Origin of the sequence: Alteromonas sp. PRIM-21, from assembly GCF_027563165.1 — a bacterium.
Taxonomy (GTDB): Bacteria; Pseudomonadota; Gammaproteobacteria; order Enterobacterales; family Alteromonadaceae; genus Alteromonas; species Alteromonas macleodii_A.
Genome location: NZ_JADOEK010000035.1, coordinates 1 through 1,248, shown reverse-complemented (window position 1 = coordinate 1,248; position 1,248 = coordinate 1). Strand labels below are relative to the sequence as shown.

Genomic DNA, 1,248 nt, shown 5'->3' with positions numbered 1-1,248 from the left:
TTATAGTCCTAGGCATCTAGTAGAAATAGAAGTTATTGCATTCAGTGATAAAACATAACAACCCAATTAACACACTCACTGCGTTCGCTGGGACGCATACACGCGGGGCGGCTGCGCCATTATGCCCTACGTGCCTGCGCCCGTTATTGAAAAGTTAGGCGTCATTTACTTACAGCATTTAAAAGTAGGTTCAACCGTGACATTACAGCATCAAGGTTGTTTCGCTAGGTTGTCTTTGCGGCTTACTTTTTCGGTAGTTTCAACGGCTTTAGCAACGCGCTTTTAATCAACATCACAACGCCAACATTCTGCATCACCAGCTTTCTAAACTCGCTCTTTTATCCAGCAATGTCCTTAACATCTGGCATTTCGTACAGGGTTGTTTTATCTTAATTTCAACAATTTAAATAAGTGGCCTTATCGGCTAGTGGTGGCAGCAAAGCTGCGTACTTTCAGTTGTACGCCTAACAAAACGCTGTTGGCACTCCCTTCGGTCGCTGGGACGCTAACACGTGGGCTGGCTCGCTTCGCTCGGATTTTAGCCCACGCGCTAGCGCCCCAAAGCTTAGCGTTATACGTCATGGAGGATGAGTGAAACACTCTTTTTATTTTAAGTCTTCGGAAATCAAAATTATTGATGGAGAGGATGACGAAACTAATCCAATGCGATACGGAAAATCCTTAGCAGAATGGATCTCCAATAATTTGAATGATGTTGGATTTACAACAAAAGCATTTCCAGAAGATTGGGGATGGCGAATCGACTGTATGGAAAAACCTTGTCCAATTTGGATTGGTTGCGGTAACGTCGATGAAATAGATAGCAATAATGAACTAAAGCCCCCCACAAACGAATCAGTTGTATGGCACTGCTTTATCGAGGCCGACATTCCATTTTTCAGAAATTTGTTTAACAAAATAAACCCGACTGAATCGAAAGAAAAAGTTGCAACTGCGTTGGCAAAATTATTAAGTTCAGCTGGCCACATAAAGGAAGTATCAGAGCCGTGACGTATAACAAACCACTTAAGGCACTCGCTTCGCTCGCTGGGACGCTAACACATGGGCTGCGTCACTTCGTTCCTAAATTTAGCCCATGTGTTATCGCCCCTTAGTGGGGCGTTATAAGCCTTAACAGAAGTGAGCTATGGAAATTGAAATCTCGTCTGATAAAACGAAGCTCGACGTTGAGTTCATTCATCGTTTCTTGTCTCAAGAGTCGTATTGGGCGAAAGGTCGTTCCCTAGA

The 1,248-nt window shown here is 43.7% G+C and carries 1 protein-coding gene; it reads left to right on the top strand.

Translation table 11 applies throughout. The features are described 5' to 3' along the window. The first annotated feature begins 591 nt into the window (after positions 1 to 591). A complete protein-coding gene (locus IW644_RS19850) occupies positions 592 to 1,011 on the top strand; it encodes a hypothetical protein (RefSeq protein WP_136783850.1) in 420 nt (139 codons plus the stop codon). Positions 1,012 to 1,248 lie beyond the last annotated feature (237 nt).